22 protein-coding genes are annotated in these 20,922 nt (G+C 38.5%); 5 read left to right on the top strand and 17 right to left on the bottom strand.

Features of this window, described 5'->3' with window-relative positions; translation table 11 throughout:
* Positions 1–69: 69 nt before the first annotated feature.
* The 11 genes from KQI49_RS13885 to KQI49_RS13835 form a co-directional block, all read right to left on the bottom strand.
* Complete coding sequence (locus tag KQI49_RS13885; RefSeq protein ID WP_216489816.1) at positions 70–441, bottom strand: DsrE family protein; 372 nt, start codon at positions 439–441, stop codon at positions 70–72.
* A gap of 87 nt (positions 442–528) precedes the next feature.
* Positions 529–861, bottom strand: a complete 333-nt coding sequence (locus KQI49_RS13880) for a YolD-like family protein (RefSeq protein ID WP_216489814.1) — start codon at positions 859–861, stop codon at positions 529–531.
* A gap of 2 nt (positions 862–863) precedes the next feature.
* Positions 864–1,079: a transcriptional regulator gene (locus tag KQI49_RS13875; RefSeq protein WP_253286841.1), complete on the bottom strand. Its 216-nt coding sequence runs from the start codon at positions 1,077–1,079 to the stop codon at positions 864–866.
* Between the two features lie 254 nt (positions 1,080–1,333).
* Complete coding sequence (locus tag KQI49_RS13870; RefSeq protein ID WP_216489810.1) at positions 1,334–2,101, bottom strand: N-acetylmuramoyl-L-alanine amidase; 768 nt, start codon at positions 2,099–2,101, stop codon at positions 1,334–1,336.
* Positions 2,102–2,356, bottom strand: coding sequence for a hypothetical protein (locus KQI49_RS13865; protein WP_216489808.1), 255 nt, complete (start codon positions 2,354–2,356; stop codon positions 2,102–2,104).
* A gap of 425 nt (positions 2,357–2,781) precedes the next feature.
* Positions 2,782–3,570: a mechanosensitive ion channel family protein gene (locus KQI49_RS13860; RefSeq protein WP_216489807.1), complete on the bottom strand. Its 789-nt coding sequence runs from the start codon at positions 3,568–3,570 to the stop codon at positions 2,782–2,784.
* A 314-nt stretch (positions 3,571–3,884) separates the two neighbouring features.
* Entirely contained in the window at positions 3,885–5,783 is a 1,899-nt protein-coding gene (locus KQI49_RS13855) for an ABC transporter permease (RefSeq protein WP_216489805.1), read from the bottom strand.
* Entirely contained in the window at positions 5,758–6,522 is a 765-nt protein-coding gene (locus tag KQI49_RS13850; protein WP_305852334.1) for an ABC transporter ATP-binding protein, read from the bottom strand. Before KQI49_RS13850 ends, KQI49_RS13855 begins: the two co-directional genes overlap by 26 nt.
* A gap of 85 nt (positions 6,523–6,607) precedes the next feature.
* Positions 6,608–7,312 (bottom strand): hypothetical protein, encoded by a 705-nt coding sequence (locus KQI49_RS13845; protein WP_216489801.1) that lies wholly within the window; start codon positions 7,310–7,312, stop codon positions 6,608–6,610.
* 190 nt (positions 7,313–7,502) lie between these two features.
* The gene (locus tag KQI49_RS13840; protein ID WP_216489799.1) at positions 7,503–8,498 is read right to left on the bottom strand and encodes a sensor histidine kinase; all 996 of its coding nucleotides are present in this window, start codon (positions 8,496–8,498) and stop codon (positions 7,503–7,505) included.
* Entirely contained in the window at positions 8,495–9,199 is a 705-nt protein-coding gene (locus KQI49_RS13835; protein WP_216489797.1) for a response regulator transcription factor, read from the bottom strand. Before KQI49_RS13835 ends, KQI49_RS13840 begins: the two co-directional genes overlap by 4 nt.
* A gap of 140 nt (positions 9,200–9,339) precedes the next feature.
* Between KQI49_RS13835 and KQI49_RS13830 the strand changes: the two genes are divergently transcribed.
* On the top strand, positions 9,340–10,059 hold the full coding sequence (locus tag KQI49_RS13830) for a 3-ketoacyl-ACP reductase (RefSeq protein WP_216489795.1): 720 nt from the start codon (positions 9,340–9,342) through the stop codon (positions 10,057–10,059).
* A gap of 27 nt (positions 10,060–10,086) precedes the next feature.
* On the opposite strand, the gene KQI49_RS13825 is transcribed toward KQI49_RS13830, so the two are convergent.
* From KQI49_RS13825 to KQI49_RS13815, 3 genes are all read right to left on the bottom strand, one after another.
* Entirely contained in the window at positions 10,087–11,586 is a 1,500-nt protein-coding gene (locus KQI49_RS13825) for a BCCT family transporter (RefSeq protein WP_305852336.1), read from the bottom strand.
* A gap of 149 nt (positions 11,587–11,735) precedes the next feature.
* Positions 11,736–11,939, bottom strand: a complete 204-nt coding sequence (locus tag KQI49_RS13820; protein WP_216489791.1) for a hypothetical protein — start codon at positions 11,937–11,939, stop codon at positions 11,736–11,738.
* 190 nt (positions 11,940–12,129) lie between these two features.
* A complete protein-coding gene (locus KQI49_RS13815) occupies positions 12,130–14,196 on the bottom strand; it encodes a catalase (RefSeq protein ID WP_216489789.1) in 2,067 nt (688 codons plus the stop codon).
* 146 nt (positions 14,197–14,342) lie between these two features.
* Here KQI49_RS13815 and KQI49_RS13810 point away from each other — a divergent pair, with 146 nt between their 5' ends.
* Positions 14,343–14,525 (top strand): CsbD family protein, encoded by a 183-nt coding sequence (locus KQI49_RS13810; RefSeq protein ID WP_216489787.1) that lies wholly within the window; start codon positions 14,343–14,345, stop codon positions 14,523–14,525.
* 73 nt (positions 14,526–14,598) lie between these two features.
* Here the strand turns inward: KQI49_RS13810 and KQI49_RS13805 are convergent, their stop codons facing one another.
* Entirely contained in the window at positions 14,599–15,936 is a 1,338-nt protein-coding gene (locus KQI49_RS13805) for a serine hydroxymethyltransferase (protein ID WP_216489786.1), read from the bottom strand.
* Positions 15,937–15,960: 24 nt separating this feature from the next.
* Positions 15,961–16,611: a GntR family transcriptional regulator gene (locus KQI49_RS13800; protein WP_253286839.1), complete on the bottom strand. Its 651-nt coding sequence runs from the start codon at positions 16,609–16,611 to the stop codon at positions 15,961–15,963.
* A gap of 466 nt (positions 16,612–17,077) precedes the next feature.
* Between KQI49_RS13800 and KQI49_RS13795 the strand changes: the two genes are divergently transcribed.
* Both KQI49_RS13795 and KQI49_RS13790 read left to right on the top strand, forming a co-directional pair.
* Positions 17,078–17,245: a hypothetical protein gene (locus tag KQI49_RS13795; protein ID WP_216489784.1), complete on the top strand. Its 168-nt coding sequence runs from the start codon at positions 17,078–17,080 to the stop codon at positions 17,243–17,245.
* A gap of 335 nt (positions 17,246–17,580) precedes the next feature.
* On the top strand, positions 17,581–18,045 hold the full coding sequence (locus KQI49_RS13790; RefSeq protein ID WP_216489782.1) for a YndM family protein: 465 nt from the start codon (positions 17,581–17,583) through the stop codon (positions 18,043–18,045).
* A gap of 67 nt (positions 18,046–18,112) precedes the next feature.
* Here the strand turns inward: KQI49_RS13790 and KQI49_RS13785 are convergent, their stop codons facing one another.
* Positions 18,113–19,618: a malate:quinone oxidoreductase gene (locus tag KQI49_RS13785; protein ID WP_216489780.1), complete on the bottom strand. Its 1,506-nt coding sequence runs from the start codon at positions 19,616–19,618 to the stop codon at positions 18,113–18,115.
* Between the two features lie 565 nt (positions 19,619–20,183).
* Between KQI49_RS13785 and KQI49_RS13780 the strand changes: the two genes are divergently transcribed.
* A complete protein-coding gene (locus tag KQI49_RS13780; RefSeq protein WP_216489778.1) occupies positions 20,184–20,912 on the top strand; it encodes a DsbA family oxidoreductase in 729 nt (242 codons plus the stop codon).
* Positions 20,913–20,922 lie beyond the last annotated feature (10 nt).

Raw genomic sequence — 20,922 nt, 5'->3', positions numbered from 1 at the left:
TAAAAATTGAAAAACGCTCAGATAAAAATCCGAGCGTTTTTCAGTCTCTTATAATCAATTTCACGTTTCTTAGTTCAACTGCAACGTCTTCTCAGTATTCATAATGCCGTCAATGACGTCGTCGGCTGTAATCACTTCAGCGCCTTCAATAATGTCTTCTTTAGTGACACCATTATGTTCCATGCATGCTGAGCAGACTTTCAGTTTTCCGCCTTGTTCTAAAAATGAAGCTAAAAGGTCCTTAATCGGTTTGAAAGGTGCTCCAATATCAATTTTGTCTGCATAGCCTTTTTCTGCGATGTGGATTCCGTTAGAAAGAAGCATCATTTCTACTTTATGTCCTTTTTCGATTGCTTTCATTCCCATCGTGAAAGCAATGGTGACGTTACCTTCATCATTTTCATGAGCTGTCAAAGTAATTAATAAATCTGCATGACTCATTATATTTCCCTCCAATATTATTTCCTGCTTCTTATGATGCTCCCTTATTTTAGCGTCAGAGTCAACTTTTAAAATTGTACCAACAAGCTATAAAATAGATACATCTAAAATATCTTGTAAATAAATGTCTTCTAATTCGTCATTTTCAATCTTTAAATATCCGTTCAAAACGTCGATCATGAGCACTTTTCCTTTTATTGTACAGTAATCGTAATTCACATAATACTGAATTTCCACGGTCGCATCATTATTTAATGCTGCTTTTAATAAAAAATCAATTTCCATTTTCTTTTGATCATCTAAAATGGGTTTGTCTTTACGTTCTTCTTCTGCAAACATTTGTTTTAATGCTTCAACATGTTCTGGTAGCATGATTGACGTCCACTTTTTTGTTCCTCTGTCTCTGATTTCATCACTCATAACTAAATCACCATATTCCTTTTCGTGTAGATGGGTTGGAGTGCGAGAATATTATTTATGTTAAATGTCCGTTTTGCCTGCCTCAAAAAACAAAAAGCATTTAATTGATCTTTTTCAAGATTCAATACCTTAATTTTCCTTTTCGTAATTTGGCCTTCCTTAGACATATAAACCATATTGATTAATTGATTATATTTAATGGCTTTCTCTAATATCATACGCACATTTGTTCCCTCCTTGTTCTTAGTATACAGAACTGGTGTTCTAAATACAAGTGGTAATTATTTGCAATGCATTAGCAGATAATTTTTTAAAATAAAATGTATAAGTTTTAATAATAATGGTTAAACTACTATTAGGTCTTGTTCTCCAACTCCCAGACCTACATAGAGGCTGCTTTCCACAGCCTCTTTTTTTATGTTCATTTAAAAAACCTCGTGGATCTGAGCTGATCCACGAGGCTGTTTATTTTTTACTTAGTGTACGCTCTTACATAGGTGGGACTAGCAGTAATATACAGACCACTTTTTAATTGATACATATGACCACCATCTACCGGAAAACGATCTCTTTTAACAGTAAATACTTCACCTTTACCTACAGTCACTGCTCTATCATTCCAGTCGGCTGAATTATAAGTCCAGAGGGAGTCAACTAGAACTTCAACATATTTTTGTGATCCTCCACCGCCTCCGTCTTTATTCAAACCAAGTGCTTTTGCAAGTCCATTCACATGTCCACGAGCGACATTGTCGAGCCATGAATTTTGTTTCATTTTATCTGCATCTGCTTTTGTGTCGATAAAGCCATTTTCAGTTAACATAGCAGGCATCACGCTTTCTCGCAGCACGTGGAAGTTAGCTTTCTTTTTCCCGCGATTTCTCATATTAATTAACTTAACAACCTCTGCGTGAATCGTGCTGCGCAGATTTGCTGTATGGGAATTATCTGAAAGACCACTGTGAATATAATCCTCATATCCCGTTCCCCCACCAGAATTAATATGAATCGAGAGGAAATAATCAGCTCCCCACGCGTTAGCATCATTTGTTCGTTCAATAAGCTCAACAGTTTGATCTCCTGTGCGACTCATTTTAACTGTTGCATTGGAATATTCATTAACAAGGATATCTCTAACCCGCGTTGCAATAGCTAATGTGACGTTTTTCTCCTGTAAACCATTTCCTACTGCTCCTGGATCGTTTCCACCATGACCTGGATCTAAATAAATTTTAACCATTTAATCACCTTTTTCATTATTATTTTCAATCATGTGCTTACTTCCTGAATACAAGCCACTTGCAGACAGTCCAAGCATTAGACCAATGATAATGCCTCCTTTAATATCGTGAGGGCAAATATAAATGATACCCCCAGCAATTCCTAAAATAATAGAAGCAATAGGGAGCCACCTTTTTGGTAGACCTGCACCTTTTAATAACTCTATTAACGCAATGATTAAAGGAATCAAGGCAACGTCATATGCTGCAAGCATTAAAGACACCTCCTCATATGATAGAATATGATGCGCTCGTCCCCCCAGTAACGGCTTACTCCCCCTTCACTTCTATAATCGAAAAAAAGACTACCAAGGTGGCAGCCATTTTAAATTTGTTCTCTATTATTTTTGAAGTGAATGCCTCTCGGTCAAAATTCAATTGAAATGCTGAATTCTAATCGAGAGAGAGTGTCTCTCGTTCAAAATTCAACGGAAATGCTGAAAATTAATCGAGAGAGAGCGTCTATCAAGTGAATTGCGAAATACTAGTCGTGAGAACGCCTCTATCGGACAAATATCAATTGAAATTTAGAAAACTAACCGTGAGGCATCGTCTCTCAATTAAAAAAGGTCTTCCTTAAGTAACACAACTTAAGAAAGACCTTTTCATCTGCTATCTTTTTCACCATCAATGAAGGCGGCTAAGATTTCTTAATTTCCGCTTGATCAAACGCTTGTTTAATCCTTTTTCTCATATCTCGCTCGCACACCCATTGAAGGCCATTTTCCGTTTGACCGACCACTCGTAAGACAACTTCAGCAGAATCGATACTTTGCACGCCGACAGCATTTGGACCGACTACAAAACGCTCATCTTGTTGGAACTCAGCACACACTTTTTCCAATACATTGATTGCTTCATCCATATTATCTTCGTAACTGATCGGGATATCGACTAGAGCTTGCATATTGCCCCGCGTGTGATTCGACACGGCTTCAATATACCGATTGGGCACATAGTTTAAAGTTCCATCAAAACTACGAATTTTAGTTGTCCGTAAGCCGATTTCTTCCACGATTCCCTCGTATCCTGCCGTCGTGACGTAATCATCAATTTCTAGTTGTTGTTCTAAAATCATGAAAAAGCCCGTCACCACATCACTAACAAGACCTTGCGCACCAAAGGCGACAGCTAATCCAACAACACCTGCTCCAGCAATGATTGGACCAATCTCGATCCCTAACGTCGCAAAAAACATAACGATATATATAAAAATCATCACATATGAAAAAACGTTTGCTAACAGTTTTTCAAGAGTTTTCATTCGACCAGGTGATGTTTTTTTACCTTGTACCGTTTTTTGAATTGTTTTTTGGATAAGTTTTTTACCAATAGGTGTTATAATTAAAAAAACAATCGTTAATAGAGCAAGTTTTATAATGATTTGCATAATCACAGCTAAATCTATCTCTATCCCTAAGACTTCCATTTATAATCCCCTTTCATTTTTCATCTAAATTTCCTATCCTATTATTCCCTACTTATTGAACAACTAAACTAGCATATATCATGTCGTTTTTCAAAAAATATTCAATGATAGCATCATAACATAAGACTATGATATGTAAAATTTTAATTTACAGTTTTAAGTCGTGAAGGAGGTCGCGGTTTCAAGATATACGTAAAAAATTTTCACATCATGAGAGCTCTGCTAAAAATAACTTAAAGAACTTCTAGTCGTTGAAAACACATAATTAAAAAGTCTAAAAAAGGTGACCAATGGCATTTGGTCACCTTTTTTATTTAGATAGCATTTTTAACTTGTTTAATATAAACAAACCGCACAATCAGGAAGTAAACGACTTGAATAACAAAGAAACCTCCAAGTACCATACTCGATTCTTTAACTAAATTATAATCAAAGAAATGGGATAGTGCCGTCAATGCAACTGCACCGTGAACTAATGCCACAACAATTGGGGCGAAAAATAAAATTGCCGTTTGACGTGTAATGACTTTTTTAAGCTCTTTATCTGTGAGTCCCATTTTGGCAATGGCTGTGAATTTAGCTTTGTCTTCATCAAGATCTGTAAATAGTCTAAAGTACAAGAAGCTTCCGGCTGAGACAAAGAAAACAATTCCGATAAATAGACCGATAAACAATATTGGGCCATATACTTTGTTAATTGTATAAACCGTATAATCGTTCGCTTGAAAATTGAATGGTGGTGATTCATTTAATTCATCCATTAACATTTCACTAACCTCGATAATGGCATCATCTTGACCTTGTGCCGCTTTCCAAGCTGTATAACTTTCTGATCGTACAGGGTCAGGAAGTTGTTCATACGCCTCATCAGAAACAACATAATGAGCAAACAATTCAGGTAAAACAACACCGTCAATAACTTCTTTTAGTTTAAGTTCCTCACCATTTTCAAGCTGAACAGGTTGATCAATGAATTCATCATCTGCATAGCCTCCCATAATGGCTGAGCTATGCTCGACACCGATCATTTCGTTCCTTTCAAGATGAATAGTCTTTTTCCCCAACAGGTTTGCAAAATCATTATACATTGATTCGCTAGCAATAAACGTTTGTTCATCTTTTCCTGTCGTAAAATATTGCATTTCAATGGTTGCTTGCTTCGTTTTAATCTTTCTTTGTTCAAGTAATTGATTTACCGTTTCAATATCTTGCTTCATCTGATCATCATTAGTTTGGTCACTATATTCAGAATAGGTAAACGTATATGGATTAGCCTCTTTCATTCCGCCTGTCAAATAAGTTTGGAAACCAAATAGTGTTCCTATCGCACTGAAGGCGACGGTGGAAATAATTGCTACCATGAAAAAGGTTCGTGCATTATCTTTCATTCGGAAAGATAAATCGGATAGTAAAATCATATTTGTTTTTTTCCAAAACAATCGTTTGCGTTTCTTCAAGAAATTAATCATATACACACTTAGTTGGGTAAATAAGAAGTACGTTCCGATAGTAACAACAATAATGACGGGAACCATCACGACGACAACCATAGCTCCTTTGACGAGTATCGCAGTAATATATCCCGCTGCTAAGAGGAGCGCTGCAATAATTGTTAAAATAATTGAAGCTTTTGGTTCGGTCTTAGGTTGTTGATCCGCTTTTATCAACGACACTAACTTTTTGGAACGAAGAATAAACGTCACAAAAAATGAAATGACCAAGAACAATAATATAAAGGATACAAAAGTCACAACTATAGCCCAGAGTGGGAAATAAAAGTATAAAGTTTCATCTATAACAAGAACATTCTCAGCAATCATAAGAATGAATTTAGCAAACAATGTTCCAATCCCAATCCCGATAACAGTCGCAAATACACCAATAAACATGTTTTCTAAAAATACCATGAAACGAATCTGTCGCATTGACATGCCTTGCATCATGAGTAAGCCGAATTCTTTTTTACGTGATTGCAAGAAGGATCCCATGGAATATAAGACAAAGAAGAAAGAAAACACATAAATGATTCCACCTGCAACACTCATACCGAATAAAGCTTTTGAATTTATGTCACCATCACCAAAAGCAGGATGGAAGGCGAACATCGCAAATGTAAAAAATACCATAACCGTAAACATACTGCTTAAGAAATAAGCTACATATAACCGTTTATTACGAATGACGTTTTTAATCACGAACTGACGAAAAGTCATGGTCATCCCCCCCTAAAAAGGAGAGTGTATCAATGATTTTCTGGAAAAAGGCTTTACGATTGTCTCCTTGATGAATTTCGGAATAAAATTTCCCGTCACGAATGAAAATGATTCGATCACAGTAACTTGCCGCTTGTGGATCATGGGTGACAAGTAGCATCGTTGCTTTTTCTTGTTGGTTTAAAGTAACAAGCATTTCCATGACGTCTTTAGATGCTTTGGAATCAAGATTACCGGTTGGTTCGTCAGCCAGTAATAATTTAGGCTTATGAATCATCGCCCGAGCAATCGCTGCACGCTGAGCTTGACCACCTGATATTTCGTAGGTGCGCTTATTCATAATTGACGAAATGCCTAGTGTTTCAGCAATTGCTTCAGCCTTTTCCTCCATTTCCTTAACGCGTTTCCCGTCTAGGGTCAACGGTAGGACGATATTTTCCTTCACAGTTAATGTATTAAGCAGATTAAAGTCTTGGAAAACAAAGCCAAGAGAACGACGACGAAATTTTGCCAAGTCATTACGGCTTAGTTGATATGGATTGTTCCCTTCGATTGATACGGTTCCTGTTGTTGGTTCATCAATGGTTGCGATCAAGTTCAACAATGTTGTTTTACCGCTACCTGATGGGCCCATAACACCGACAAACTCACCTTTTTCAACTTCTAAATTAATATCTGTTAATGCTCGATAAGCTACTTTTCCTTCATATATTTTACTCACATTTTTTACTTGTAGCATAAACATTCTCCCTTCAAATGAAATCTTATACTTCTATATTAAACAGTTTTAACCTATTCGAGAATCGATAATCCTTTCAATAAGATTACATCTTTGTAAGGTGGGGGAGATTTATTGGATTTTTAAACAAAACCCTAGCGGAAAAGCGTCTATGTCTGTTATATTTCCTCGTTTTCGCATCGGGGCAAGGTGCCTCATGATGTATAAATGCAGATTTCTCCGTTTTTGCATCGTGACAAAGCGCCTCATGATGTATAAATCCAGATTTCTTCCTTTTCGCATCGTGAGAAAGCGCCTCATGATGTATAAATGCAGATTTCCTCGTTTTCGCATCGTGACAAAGCGCCTCATGATGTATAAATCCAGATTTCTTCGTTTTCGCATCGTGAGAAAGCGCCTCATGATGTATAAATCCAGATTTCTTCCTTTTCGCATCGTGAGAAAGCGCCTCATGATGTATAAATGCAGATTTCCTCGTTTTCGCATCGTGACAAAGCGCCTCATGATATATAAATCCAGATTTCTTCGTTTTCGCATCGTGACAAAGCGCCTCATGATGTATAAATCCAGATTTCTTCGTTTTCGCATCGTGACAAAGCGCCTCATGATGTATAAATCCAGATTTCTTCGTTTTCACATCGTGACAAAGCGCCTCATAATGTATAAATCCAGATTTCTTCGTTTTCGCATCGTGACAAAGCACCTCATGATGTATAAATCCAGATTTCTCCGTTTTTGCACCGTAACGAGGTGTCTCACGATGTATAACCGCGGTTTTTATGAATTTCATATCGTGACGAGCTGTGAGAGACAATGAATTAGTCAACCGGGGCTTGATACTGTGTGTAACTACTCGTCCCACCGATGTACATTGTTAGATTGAAGAAAACCGCCGTTCCCTTAGGTCGGTACGCGCTTGTAGTGGAAAACACTGGGAGATCAGCAGCATGAAATTAAACCTCACAACTAATCCGAGACTTTCACCCAATCGTCTGTGTCTTAGTGAAACAAATTCTAAAGGTTGTCCCAACGTCAACTGTAGACTCCACCTCAATACGATGCCCAAGATAATCGGTTACTTCTTTGGCAAGGTAAAGACCCATGCCTGTCGACTCGCGGAATTTCCGTCCATTGTCTCCTGTGTAAAAGGCTTGGAAAATTCGCTTTTTATCATGTTTTGGAATACCCACACCGTAATCAGTTATTTCTAAAACGGCGGCGCCAGCCCTTTTATAAACAACAAGATTGATTCGTTTGCTCCGACCAGCCGTGTATTTGACTGCATTATGCAAAAGTTGATCCAATATAAAAAAGAGCCATTTTTCATCTGTTTCTACTTTCACATTTTTTGCTTTAATCGTGATATGAGGATAGACGTCATTGCGGATGTAAAACCGTTTATTATCCTGATTGACGTCATGTATAATTTTTTCCAGTTCAACTGGTTTAATCTGAAAGTCATCTTGAATCGTGCGCATTCTTGCCATGTACAAGACCGTATTTAAACCATTTTTTATCCGCTCGGTCTCTTCCCTAATATTCGACGATTCGGGCTCGTCCAATTCTTGCGCTGTTAGCTCAATGACCGAAAGGGGTGTTTTCATTTGATGGACCCAACGATCAATGAATTTTAGGTGATTGGTTTGGTCATCTTCTGCCGTTTTTAATTGCTCCATAAGTAATTGATATTGTGTTTTCATAATGTAATCAAACGCTTGACCAATTGGCACGTCGTCCGTTTTTTCTAGCAACTGTTCTAAATCCGTCGCCCGTTTGGACAGTTTTTGGTAAACATGCCGTCTCTGGTAATAATGAAAAGCGAGGTAACAAAACAATAAGAAAAAGCTAATAAGGACGGCATACATTAAATTAGAATAATCACGAAAACCACTTAAAAAAAGAATAAGACTTATTAAAGATAACTGTATAACTTGTATGATAATAAGGAGAGTATGCTCTTTTAAAAATAATTTCATGACTGTGTTTCTTTCCACGTCACATTAAGGCGGTAGCCTGAACCACGTACAGTTTCAACAGCATTTGTAATGCCTAAATCTTGAAGTTTTTTTCGCACTCTCGTCATGTTGACGTTAAGTGTATTTTCATCTACAAATGATTGATCATCCCATAATTTTTCCAGTAAATCTTCGCGTCCAGCGACTCGAGGATGCCGCTCAAGCAGAAGTTCTAAAATATTCGTTTCATTTTTGGTCAGTAACACAAGCGTTTCGCCAAAATGTAATTCGTGACGTTCAGGAAATAGTTTTAAATGATGTAATTCAAGTACCCTTTCTTGCTGGCTTCCAGCATATTCCCCGTAGGCACGCCGTAATTGGCTTCGGATTTTGGCGATAACGATATCAGGTGAAAATGGTTTCGTAATATAGTCATCTCCACCATTTTCAATCGCCATCACTTGATCCATATCTCCTGTTCGAGCGGAAATAAAAATAACAGGACAAATAGATTCATTGCGAATTTGACGACACCAGTAAAACCCATCATAATAAGGTAAATTAATGTCTAGCAAAACAAGGTCTGGTTTATATGTTTGAAATGAATCCATAATTTTGTCAAATTCGTCTATTACAAGCACATCATAATTGTATTTTTCAATATAAGACTCTAAATAAGTCGCGATTTTTGGGTCATCTTCTATAATCATGATTTTATTCATTTTAAATCTCCCCATTATATTAAGCTCTATTTTCTTTTATGATAACAGATTAATGGAAAAGGATTAACTTAGCAAGACGTATATGCTAAGGTGGAATATGTTAAAAATAGAAGACAACATATAGAAGGGATGTTTGACATATGTCAATTTCTTTAACAGGAAAAAAGGCGATCATTACCGGCGCTGGAAAAGGAATCGGACGTGCAACGGCACTTGCTCTTGCAAAAGAAGGCGTTTCACTTGGCCTTCTCGCACGAACTGAAGAAGATCTGAAAAAAGTAGCAGATGAGGTAAACGATAGTGGTGTGCAAGTTGCCATTGCAACCGCAGATGTCAGCTCTAATGACCAAGTCACTTCCGCTGTTGATGAGTTAATAAATGAACTCGGATCGGTCGATATTTTAATTAATAATGCTGGGATTGCAAAATTCGGCGGCTTCTTGGAATTAGACGTGGAAGAATGGGAAAAAATCATCCAAGTTAATTTACTCGGTATGTATTATGTGACACGTGCTGTTCTACCTAAAATGATGGAGCAAAAATCAGGTGATATAATTAACATTTCCTCAACTGCCGGAGAAAAAGGTGGGCCGGTCACAAGTGCTTATAGTGCTTCAAAAGCTGGCGTACTCGGCTTAACGGAATCACTTGCCATGGAAGCTCGCAAACACGATATCCGCGTGACTGCCCTAACGCCAAGTACTGTTGTGACAGACCTCGCCATTCAGCAAGGACTTGTTACAGGAGATGAAAAAAACGTTCTTCAACCAGAAGATATGGCTGAACTCATGGTCGCTCAACTGAAATTAAATAAGCGTGTATTTGTAAAAACAGCTGGTTTATGGACAACGAATCCATAAAAATTCAGAAGAAGTAATCGCTCACTTTTAAGGGCGATTACTTCTTTTAACTTCTGTTTCTTTCTTTGCCGTTTTTAAAAATGAAATAGCCATCATAATGATAATAACGGAGAACGGGAGTGCCGCGATGATGAGCATATTTTGAATACCATCGAGACCACCTGAGTACATAAGTATGGCAGCCATTGACGATAGAAGCAGTCCCCACACAATTTTGACCGAGTTCTCAGGTAAAAGACTTCCGGATGTACTAAACATTCCAAGCACAAATGTCGCTGAGTCGGCGGACGTGATAAAAAAGATAGCAATCACGATGACGGTCACGAAAGATAATATTGAACCGAGTGGATAATGTTCAAACATCCCAAACGTCGCTGTATCTGTAGCCAATTCTGATATTTTGGCAATACCGTTTTGCTCCAGATTTAACGCCGACGTTCCAAAGACACTGAAAAAAAGCATGGTCACAATCGTTGGAGCAAGCAACACACCGGCAACAAATTCCCGAATTGTTCGACCTTTAGAAACCCGCGCTATGAACATTCCAACAAAAGGAGCCCAGGAAATCCACCAAGCCCAATAAAAAATCGTCCAATCATTAATCCATTGCCTTTTGTCGGCGTCAACTGGTTTTAACTCAAAACTCATTTCAATGAAATTCCCCGCATATTTTCCTATTGTTGTTGTGAACATGTTTAAAATGTACATTGATGGTCCGACAAGAAATAGAGTAACAACAAGAGCTGTCGCAATCCATAAATTGATGGTACTCAAATATTTAATGCCCCGTCCAAGTCCAGACCAGGCGGAAGCGATAAATAGTACCGTGGCAATGCCTAAGATGAGCAGCTGAAACCAAAATGTTTTCGGTGCGTTAAAGAGAAAGTTTAGGCCACTATTAATTTGTGCGGACCCAAGTCCAAGCGTAGAAGACACACCGACCACCGTCGCAAAAATGGCGAGAGTATCAACAATCACACCTACTGGCCCACGCATAATTTTTTTACCAAAAAGAGGTTCTAGTGTGGCGCTGATTAACCCAGGCATACCCACACGAAAATTAAAATAAGCAAGAATGAGTCCGACAATTGCATAAAGACCCCAGCCATGAAAACCCCAATGAAAAGATGTATATTGAAGGGATTCAATAATTGCTTGTTTTGTCCCAGGTTCAGCGTTTGGCGTACTAATAAACGCATGGGAAATCGTCTCAGCCGTAGTAAAGAACATTAAACCAATTCCCATTCCCGCACTAAATAACATAGCAAACCATGCAGGATAGCTAAATTCCGGTTGATCGTCTTTCTGCCCCAGCTTTAGCTTGCCCAAACGGGAAAACATAAGGAACAAGCATAAAATAATCATCCCCATGATCACAAACATGTAGTACCAACCAAATTTATCATAAATAAAAGTTGTTATAGCTGTAGTTGTATCATTTAATTGCTCGGGAAAAATAACTCCCCATAACACAATGGCTGCGCAAATAACAACAGCATACCAAAACACGTTCGACACTTTTGGCAATTGCATACTAACACCTCCATATTACAGTGTTAGTATGAACCAATCTTCACAAAGAGATTCAATGCATTTTTAATAATGGATTCGACTCTTATATGTCATAATTAAACGGCATAGCCTCATTAAAGAGGCTTGCCGTTTTTAAAGTTTAACTATCTTCTATGATTGTTTCTACGCCTATATCCTCGACGCCGATTTCTATGGTGGTGATGGTGTTTTCTTTTCGGTTTGCATTTTTTACAACCACAATGATCATCACGTTCGTCTTCTTCTGCTGCTACATCAACTTCATAACATTTACACACCATTTTCAAATTCTTATTGTCCTGCTCACCACGAACATGGTCATGAGACATATAATCTTACCTCCCCTGATAATTTGAGGTCAACACAACCTCACTAATAATGTATTGAAGGTAAGAGGTAATTGATTGGACAAACAAAATAGTAGAATGAATCATTTTTAATAGAGCATAGTTTTCGTAGTGATGGAGTTCATCTCACTGAGATTGAATCCAGCAACAATTCCGGTGAGTGGACGCCAGCCTATTTCCTATCCCAAAATCGCTGCTTGGCAATGGCAGTGACAAACTCTTCATTGAAATTTGAGTTGTTTGTTGCAAATACAACGCCAGGTAAGGCATTCATATCTGACGGGTTGAAAAAGGATTCCGCGCTAGTTGCTACGCCAATCGGTTTAAAGTGTCGATATGTTTCTCTGATATAATGAGTAATATCCTGCTCAAATTTCGCCTCATTATCAGAACGACCTCCAACAACATAAATTGAGTCATACAAGACAGGATTTGAAGAAGTAAATATGTCATCTACATTAATCTTCGTGCCGTCATCTCCTGTAACGGTGCCGAGTTTTTCACTGACAATGTCGATAAAAACGCCACATTCATGTAAGTAATCAAGAACATTTCGGACTTCATTTCCATTAAAACCATTACCAATTAACACAGCAAGCTTTTGTGTATAGGCGTAATAAACGGTATTCGCTAAACTGAGGGTTGGAGAACTTTTTTCAACTGGTACATTCGATCCTGTTGGTGGGTTGACACCAATATTTTCTGCTATAGCGCAGGCCATTCCTTTGTCAACATTGACAAACATGTCAACAACTTGCTGTCTTACTGATTTACTTTTGACATATCCTAGGTGAAAGGTGAAGGTTTCCACGATGTGTTGTTTCTCAACAGGCGACATACTATTCCAAAACATTCTCGCTTGTGAAAAGAAATCATAGAAAGATTCACCCGGACGTTCCCTCGTTTTTCGTCCTTCCACTTTTTCTGGATAATGGGCATACCCACCTTCTTCAGGAGGGGTTTCTGCTGGGGTATTTCCGGCTAATGAATTTTCATGATAGTCTACAGAATCAACATCAATTCGGTGCCTGACGTAACCGTCCCTCTGATTTAAATTTGTTTCTGAGATAGGCTGATTGACTGGAATATGATTAATATTTCCGGTACCAAGACGATGATAATCTGTGTCTCGGTAAGCAAATGACCTACCTTGCAAGACAGGGTCATTGGTGAAGTCAATTCCCGGGACAACGGTTGCTGGGTCAAATGAGGACTGTTCTTCTTCCGCGAAATGATTATCGACGAGACGATTTAGAGTCATTTTACCGATAGTTTCAACGGGGACTTCTTCTTCTGGCCATAACTTTGTATCATCCAAAATATCAAAATCATATTTATGCTCATCACCTTCAGCAATAAGCTGTACGCCCAGTTCATATTCAGGATAAGCACCGCTTTTTATCGCTTCGTGTAAATCTCTTCGGTGGTAATCAGGGTCAACTCCACCGATGATATTTGCTTCATCTAATAGCAATGAATGAACACCAAGTAGAGGCTTCCAAACAAACCTGACATAAGTTGATTTTCCTTGTTCATTGATAAATCGGAATGTATTGACCGGCCAACCTTCCATCATTCGCCAACTTCTAGGACGGCCACGATCGGACATCAACCACATGATAAAATGCGCAATTTCCTGATTATTAGCGACATAATCCCAGGCATTATCGTGAGCGACAGTGGCTTGAGGGACTCCGGTTCGAGGGTTTGGTTTAACGGCGTGAACAAAATCTGCAAATTTCATAGCATCCATCACAGCAAATACGGCAAAGGAGAGTGCTAGCATATCATAGTTGCCCTCTTGTGTGTAAAACTTTGTTGCAAAACCGCGGATATCAATAGCTGTATCTTTCGACCCCTTACTTCCAATAAAATTGGAAAAGCGAACAAACACCGGGGTCTTAGTTCCTGGTTTTTGAAGAAAATGTGCTCTTGTCACATGACTCATCGATTTATATAATTCAAATTCCCCATAAGCCCCATCCCCACGCGCATGCACAACTTTTTCAGGTATTCGCTCGCGACTAAAATGAGATTGTTTTCGGTAAAAATGAAAATCTTGAAATAACGTAGGACCACGCTTACCTGCTCGTAAACTCCACCGATCATTTGAAATTTTAAAACCCGCGTCATCCGTTAGCTTCTTTCCCGGCCCAGTATTTTTGGCACGATCTTTTTCCAGCTGTTCATCTTTTTCATTCTGCCAACCGTGCCTTTTATCTTTTTTCTCATCATCCATCTTGTCACCGCTCCTTTGTTGAATTTTAAATCCCACATATATATATATGTTTTATTTTTCGATTAAGAACTAAATTCTCATGATTATCTCACAAGTTTAATCGTTTTCGAGAGAGGGAATGTTTTCTAAAAGGAGGTAGAAATATAATGAATGATGGTTATAAAGATAAATTCGAAGGTGCAGTCGATAAAGCAAAAGGAAAAGCAAAAGAAAAGTACGGAGAGGCAACTGATGACTTTTCTAAAAAGATGGAAGGTAAATATGATCAGGCCAAAGGAAGCCTTAAAGACAAAGCTGGCGAGGCAAAGAATAAATCGGTTAATGACTAGTTCAAAGATTTCCCGCAAGAAAAGAGTGATGCCATCATATTCTTGACATCACTCTTTTTATGGATTTTTAAAATCAATCTTCAAAACAATAATGTATTTTATTAAATGAACGACGGAATGCCACGACTTTTTCCTTCACCTGTTCTGCATTTTCCTTTTTCTCAAGGAGTGAGACAATTAAGTCCGCCGTATACTCCATTTCTTGTTCCTTCATGCCATATCTCGTCATTTCAGTTGTGCCAATTCTTAACCCGCTCGGTTCATCCCAATCTTCAGGGCGATCTTTTGGAATAAGGTTTTTATTTGTAATAATATTGGCTTCGGCTAATCTTTGTGCCACGTCGTAACCGCCACCATACTCACTCACATCAACGATTACCTGATGGGTTTCGGTGTAATCTTTATGTGCACCTAATACAGTAACACCTCGATCATTTAGTGCTTTGCCTAGCGCTTTTGCATTCGAAACAATTTGCCCCATGTATTCTTTTCCATATGCCAGGAATTCAGCTGCTGAAACAGCTAATGCTGCGACACGATTGACCTGATGTGTAGCAGCTAGTGCCGGAAAAATGGTATCTGTCAGTGGTTCTGTAATTTCTGCCTCATCCCACAAGATAATGCCACTTTGCGGTCCGCTAAATGTTTTACCAGCTGATCCAGTAAGCACGCTCGCTCCTTCTTTTAATGGATCTTGGAACATTCCGGCTCCGATGAGGCCAAGTTGGTGAGCACCATCGAAGAATATTTTTCCATCCCATTCGGAAATGATGTCGTGCATTTCTTTCACAGGAAATGGAAATAGGGTCATAGAAGCACCGAGGGTTACTAGTTTCGGTTTGACCTCGCGTGCCACTTTTTCAAATTCAGTTAAATCAACGCCTAGTTCGAAAGGATCCATAGGTATATTATGGATGTCCAATCCTCGAATCCCAGCCGGCCCATCTAAACGGTTACTCGAATGCCCACCAAATGGCTGATTCATCGACATAATCGGATCACCAGGTTCGGTCATAGTGGCATATACAGCCATATTTCCGATCATACTAGCGATTAGACGGTGGTCTGCATAATTGACTCTGAACGCCTTTTTTAATAATTCCATACATAGAGCTTCAATTTCATCAATATATTTTGTCCCTGCAAACCAACGTTGCTTCGGACCAATATGACCTTCAGCTGCTCGAATTCCAACCTCTGAGGATAAAAGTTTTCGCACAATTGAACTTGTAGGGGCTTCAGGTGCTAAAAGATTTAAGCACTCTTCACCACGCCATATTTCATTTTTATCAACAGAATGAACCACTTCATTTCCAGCGACGTGATAAGATGGGCTAGATTCAATAAGTTCACGCGCCCATTTTAATACTTCGACATCATGCACTTCGACTTTTTCGTTTACTTTAACCAATCAAAAATCCTCCCTTATAAAAGTTTAAATCAGTTGGTCACTTAAACTAAGCCAATTCTCCTCCACTAACCTTGAGACGAGTTGAATATCCTTCTCTTTGCATGCTGTGATGATTTTTTTATGTTCTGAGACAGAATTCGTAGCTTGTTTCGAATCAAATTTTTTAAATTCCAATCGACGTAGTTTAGGCATTAAGCTTTCTAAGACTTTAGCGATTTCCATGTTTTTCGATGCTTTTATAAACACACCATGAAAATAATCGTCCGCTTGAAGCGCCTCAAATACATTTTTTCTATCAATACTTGCGATGAGTTCATCATTATAAGTTTCTAGTAAATCAAATTCATTTGTTGTTAGATGTGAGGCTGCCAGTCGAGCAGCTAAACCATGTAACGACGCAACAACAACAAACGCTTGTTTCACCTCCTCGATATTAATTGCTGAAACTTGAGTAACCGATCCTGGTTTCGTAATGATTAACCCCTCATTTTCAAGTCGCTTTAAAGCTTCCCGAATCGGAGTTCGGCTCACATTAAATTGCTCTGCCAAATCCATATCACGAATCTTTTGACCAGGCTCCAACTCTAAACTAATGATGGCCGTTCTCAATGAATAGTAAACTTGATCACTTAATGTTCTGCGATTAATCGCCTGAATTGATGTATGCGTTTTCATATATCCAATATATTGCATATTGGAATAAAAAGCAAGGTAATATTCATATTTTTTTGATTTTTGTGATGCTAGTTATTGAGAGAATTTGTTTACTAGCCATGAGATAGCTTTTAGAAGAGATTTTGAAAAGTTCAGCGTGCATTTGAGGAATAAGCAACAACTTTTCGGGGATTTCGTGGGTTTGTGTTCTTCATCGGTGGGATGAACTACAATTTTTCGAGGATTTCACGAGTTTGCTGTCTTCATCGAGGGGATGAACTACAACTTTTCTAGGATTTCGTGGGTTTGTGGTCTTCGTCGAGGGGATGAACTACAACTTTTTGGGGATTTCCTTAATTTGCGGTGTTCATTGAAACTATGAAGAATTTTTTAAGAACCTTATATGAAAATCCAGTTTACTGTCAGATAGTTCGAAAATCTTGCTATCACTCGTGTTATAGCTCATACTTAAAATTGAGGTGACTAAATGGCTATCAAGAATAGAACCACCCATTTAATGGTGATGTTTCCTGTTGATATGGTCGAAGAGATTGAAGCCTACAAATTTAACAACCGCATTAAAACCACGAGTGAAGCGATCAGAACATTGATTAAAATAGGCTTGGAAGAAACTGAAAAGCTAGAAGAAGAGTAACAGGAATAAGGTCCGAGCAATGTATTGAATTTTCTCTTTAAAAATTCGGTACATCGCTCGGATTCTTTTTGCTTTAGTTAATTTTATAGCCCGTCGTGATGGTTCAATGTCTCTTGATTTGATTCTATAGCCTTTCGTGCAGTCCTATAGCCCGTCATTTGATTCTATAGACCTTCGTGGCAGTTCTATAGCCTTTCATTCGATTCTATAGCCCCTCCCCGTGATTCTATAGCCCTTCCACTAATTCTATAATCCTTCCAAAAGGTTTTAGCATATTATTTCCAATTATGTTCATACTAAAAGGCAAATCAAACAGAAAGGACGATTTGCTTACTATGAAACATTTAAAAATTTTAGGGATTAAATTTATCGTTATTACGGTGACGGTGCTGTCTTTATTTGGGATTTTTAACCATGCTTATTTTGGAAATTTGCTGTTGATAGGTTTAATGACGACGCTTATTTCCTATGTAGTTGGTGATATGCTTATCTTGAGGAAATTCGGTAATGTGGCTGCTTCGGTTTCTGATTTCATTTTGGCGTTCTTCAGTTATTGGGTGTTGGCAAGCTTTTTTATCGGGCACAGTGAAGCGATTATGGTGACGTCTCTTGCGGCAGCTTTTTTCACTGCATGTGTTGAACCTTTCTTACATGGTTATATTTTAAACGAATTCGACAATTTTAAAGGAGAAAGAGATTACGAAGCGTTCGGACAGTTGCAAACGGAGTTTTCTGAAGAACTGGATGTACCAGAGCGGGATAAACAAGATTATCTAAAACATAAGGAAGACAAAGATTAACTTTTCCCTCCTCCCTATCATTAAAAAAACGAGGTTTACCCATGGGCAAACCTCGTTTTCTGTAAAATTAACTATGAACGGCGGCCGGTTTCTCATCCAGACCGAGAGCTTCAGATGATGATGCTTTAACTTCTTCAAGGAGTTCTGGATTTTCCATCAGATGCTTACCATACGAAGGAACCATCTCTTTGATTTTCGCTTCCCACTCATTCACTTGCTCCGGGAAACATCTCTCAATAACGTCGAGCATGACGTGAACTGCCGTAGAGGCCCCGGGAGAAGCACCGAGCAGTGCTGCGATGGAACCATCATCAGCTGTAATGACTTCTGTACCGAATTGGAGCGTTCCTTTTCCGCCTTCATCGGTGTCTTTGATGACTTGCACACGCTGACCGGCGACGACGAGATCCCAATCTTCCGCTTTAGCGTCTGGGATGAATTCACGTAAGTCATTCATCCGTTGTTCTTTAGTGGATATAACTTGTTGAACTAAATATTTCGTTAGCGGCATTTGTTTTGCGCCAGCTGCGAGCATGGTGAAGACGTTATTCGGTTTTACAGACGTCATCAAGTCCATCATAGAACCTGTCTTTAAGAATTTAGGTGAAAATCCGGCATACGGACCAAATAGTAAAGATTTTTTATTATCGATGTATCTTGTATCAAGATGCGGCACTGACATTGGCGGTGCACCAACTTTAGCTTTTCCGTATACTTTGGCATGATGTTGATCGATAATGTCCGGATTATTACAAACCATAAATAATCCGCTCACTGGGAATCCGCCGACATGCTTACTTTCAGGAATACTAGATTTTTGAAGTAAGTGCAGGCTTCCACCTCCACCACCGATAAAGACAAATTTTGCGGTATGGTGTTCAATTCTTCCTTCCTTATGATTGTGAACTTCGACTTCCCATAGCCCATCTTCATTCCGTTTGATATCTTCCACGCTGTGATTATAATTCACTTCGACATCTTCATCTTCCAAATGTTTAAATAGCATCTGTGTTAAGGCACCGAAATTCACATCTGTACCTGAGTCAATTTTCGTTGCTGCAATCGGCTCAGTTACTTCACGATTTTCCATAATGACTGGAATCCATTCGAGCAGTTTCTCCGGGTCTTCCGAAAACTCCATGCCTTGGAAAAGTGGATTGTTTGATAACGCTTCAAAACGTTTTTTTAAGAAGTCCACATTATCTTCACCATGCACCAAGCTCATATGTGGCAACGGTCTGATGAATTCTTCCGGATTTTTGATAAGTCCTTTTTTAACGAGATATGACCAAAATTGTTTGGACACTTGAAATTGCTCATTCACTTTAATTGCTTTACTTATATCCATTGTGCCATCTGGTTTTTCAGTTGTATAATTCAATTCACATAGCGCTGAGTGGCCTGTTCCTGCGTTATTCCACACATTAGAACTTTCCTCTCCAGCTTTATCGAGTTTTTCAAATACTGTAATATCCCATTCAGGAACAAGTTCTTTTAAAAGCGTTCCCAAAGTCGCACTCATAATCCCTGCCCCAATTAAAATAACTTCTGTCTCAGTAACTTTGTTGCTCATTTACATCAACCTTTTCCCCTGAATTTGCAGAAATAAATAAGCTAAAACTCATGAGCACGCTCACATACTTATTTCTGCCCCTTTATATTATCTTCTCATTAAAAGTTTTACAGATTAATATATCTACTATTATATAATAATTGTCGATTATTTAAAAGGTGTAGAAAATATAAAATGAATTTTCATTCAGTGACAGTCTGTAAAATACTGGGGAAAGGCTTAGTACGAACCGTAAGACAAACCTGGAGAGGCTTACCAGCAAAGAAGAATGAAGTTCAATTCTTCATCCCCGCGGAAAGCGTCTGTCCATTGTATTTAAAAGATTGTTCTTTAATTTGATTTTATCTAAACCTCGCTCATCTGACATCTGTTTAGGTTTCTGCCAAGTAGATGTATGATTGGTTATGTTATATCTAGCAATTAGCTTAGTAATGTTAACCACTTCGCCGACCGAGACTATTTAAGAAGGTTTTTTATAAGCTCTAACTTTCAAGCTGAAAAATTTGTAGTACCGACAATTAGTGATATATTTAATTATAATCTTTATAAAAAAGGGGTTTTTAAAGTGAAAATTGAAGTGTGGTCGGACTTTGTTTGTCCATTTTGTTATATAGGTAAAAGGAAATTAGAAGCCGCATTGGCTGAATTCCCACAGAAAAACGATGTTGAGATTCAGTTCAAAAGCTATCAACTCGACCCGAATTCACCGCCATATTCCGGTCAGGACTTTTATGAAAGCATGAGCAAAAAATTCGGTAGTGCTGAGCAAGCGAAACAAATGATGGTTAACGTAGCAGACCAGGCGAAAATGGTCGGACTCAATTTTCACTTTGATACCATGAAGCCAACAAATACATTTAACGCTCATCGCCTTGAAAAATTTGCAGCAACACATGGTAAAGGTGCAGAGGTAGCTGAGAAGTTACTGTACGCTAATTTTACAGAATCTAAAGATGTTGGCAATATTGACATCTTAGCAAACATTGCAGCTGATACTGGCCTAGATAAAGACGAAGCGCTTGCTGCTCTGCAAGATGACAATGCTTATGCCGATGAGGTTCGTGCAGATATAGACGAAGCCAAACAGTTTGGCATTACAGGTGTTCCTTTCTTTATTTTCAACAGGAAATATTCACTTTCAGGGGCACAACCGAAAGAAACATTTCTTCAAGTGTTGGAAAAAGTATCGGAAGAAGAAAAATCAATACCTACACTCGAAAGTCTAGCAGTAAACACCGAACATGATGCAACTTGTGGGGATGATGGCTGTGACATCCCTACTCAAAAAGAATAAAAAGCAAGCT

The organism is Virgibacillus sp. MSJ-26 (assembly GCF_018918075.1).
Lineage (GTDB): Bacteria > Bacillota > Bacilli > Bacillales > Amphibacillaceae > MSJ-26.
Note: the sequence above shows the minus strand (reverse complement) of the source record. Positions and strands in the feature narration are given on the sequence as shown.

What these genes read in the sequence shown, in the direction of transcription:
- KQI49_RS13865 (WP_216489808.1), bottom strand. Translation starts at nt 2,356, where the DNA reads ATGCTTGCAGCATATGACGTTGCCTTGATTCCTTTAATCATTGCGTTA.
- KQI49_RS13855 (WP_216489805.1), bottom strand. Translation starts at nt 5,783, where the DNA reads ATGACTTTTCGTCAGTTCGTGATTAAAAACGTCATTCGTAATAAACGG.
- KQI49_RS13885 (WP_216489816.1), bottom strand. Translation starts at nt 441, where the DNA reads ATGAGTCATGCAGATTTATTAATTACTTTGACAGCTCATGAAAATGAT.
- KQI49_RS13795 (WP_216489784.1), top strand. Translation starts at nt 17,078, where the DNA reads ATGGCTATCAAGAATAGAACCACCCATTTAATGGTGATGTTTCCTGTT.
- KQI49_RS13785 (WP_216489780.1), bottom strand. Translation starts at nt 19,618, where the DNA reads ATGAGCAACAAAGTTACTGAGACAGAAGTTATTTTAATTGGGGCAGGG.
- KQI49_RS13830 (WP_216489795.1), top strand. Translation starts at nt 9,340, where the DNA reads ATGTCAATTTCTTTAACAGGAAAAAAGGCGATCATTACCGGCGCTGGA.
- KQI49_RS13810 (WP_216489787.1), top strand. Translation starts at nt 14,343, where the DNA reads ATGAATGATGGTTATAAAGATAAATTCGAAGGTGCAGTCGATAAAGCA.
- KQI49_RS13845 (WP_216489801.1), bottom strand. Translation starts at nt 7,312, where the DNA reads ATGAAATTCATAAAAACCGCGGTTATACATCGTGAGACACCTCGTTAC.
- KQI49_RS13790 (WP_216489782.1), top strand. Translation starts at nt 17,581, where the DNA reads ATGAAACATTTAAAAATTTTAGGGATTAAATTTATCGTTATTACGGTG.
- KQI49_RS13850 (WP_305852334.1), bottom strand. Translation starts at nt 6,522, where the DNA reads ATGCTACAAGTAAAAAATGTGAGTAAAATATATGAAGGAAAAGTAGCT.
- KQI49_RS13840 (WP_216489799.1), bottom strand. Translation starts at nt 8,498, where the DNA reads ATGAAATTATTTTTAAAAGAGCATACTCTCCTTATTATCATACAAGTT.
- KQI49_RS13870 (WP_216489810.1), bottom strand. Translation starts at nt 2,101, where the DNA reads ATGGTTAAAATTTATTTAGATCCAGGTCATGGTGGAAACGATCCAGGA.
- KQI49_RS13800 (WP_253286839.1), bottom strand. Translation starts at nt 16,611, where the DNA reads ATGAAAACGCATACATCAATTCAGGCGATTAATCGCAGAACATTAAGT.
- KQI49_RS13815 (WP_216489789.1), bottom strand. Translation starts at nt 14,196, where the DNA reads ATGGATGATGAGAAAAAAGATAAAAGGCACGGTTGGCAGAATGAAAAA.
- KQI49_RS13875 (WP_253286841.1), bottom strand. Translation starts at nt 1,079, where the DNA reads ATGATATTAGAGAAAGCCATTAAATATAATCAATTAATCAATATGGTT.
- KQI49_RS13820 (WP_216489791.1), bottom strand. Translation starts at nt 11,939, where the DNA reads ATGTCTCATGACCATGTTCGTGGTGAGCAGGACAATAAGAATTTGAAA.
- KQI49_RS13860 (WP_216489807.1), bottom strand. Translation starts at nt 3,570, where the DNA reads ATGGAAGTCTTAGGGATAGAGATAGATTTAGCTGTGATTATGCAAATC.
- KQI49_RS13880 (WP_216489814.1), bottom strand. Translation starts at nt 861, where the DNA reads ATGAGTGATGAAATCAGAGACAGAGGAACAAAAAAGTGGACGTCAATC.
- KQI49_RS13835 (WP_216489797.1), bottom strand. Translation starts at nt 9,199, where the DNA reads ATGAATAAAATCATGATTATAGAAGATGACCCAAAAATCGCGACTTAT.